The sequence below is a fragment of the Pseudomonas sp. Pseusp11 genome (assembly GCF_047304405.1).
Classification (GTDB): Bacteria; Pseudomonadota; Gammaproteobacteria; order Pseudomonadales; family Pseudomonadaceae; genus Aquipseudomonas.
The window spans coordinates 1-236 of sequence record NZ_JBGLZF010000129.1; the positions used below are offsets into that span (position 1 = coordinate 1).

1 protein-coding gene is annotated in these 236 nt (G+C 75.4%); it reads left to right on the forward strand.

Annotation, left to right across the window (positions count from 1 at the left end; translation table 11 throughout):
* Window positions 1-236, forward strand: a 236-nt coding sequence (locus ACCC96_RS30430; protein ID WP_413697761.1) for a Mur ligase domain-containing protein, incomplete at both ends; no start/stop codon positions are given.

Sequence of the window (236 nt, forward strand, 5' to 3'; positions counted from 1 at the left end):
GGCATGTCCGCCGTGGCCCGCATCATGGTGGCGCGCGGAGTCCCGGTCAGCGGATCCGATGCGAAGGACCTGCCCGTCATGGCCGACCTCGCCGCGGCCGGGGCGCGCATCGCCGTCGGCTACTCCGCCGGAAACCTGGCCGACGCGCAGACCGTGGTTGCGGGCTCGGCCATCCGCGGGGACAACCCCGAGCTCGCCGCGGCGCGGAAGGCGGGACTGCCCGTGCTGCACCGGTC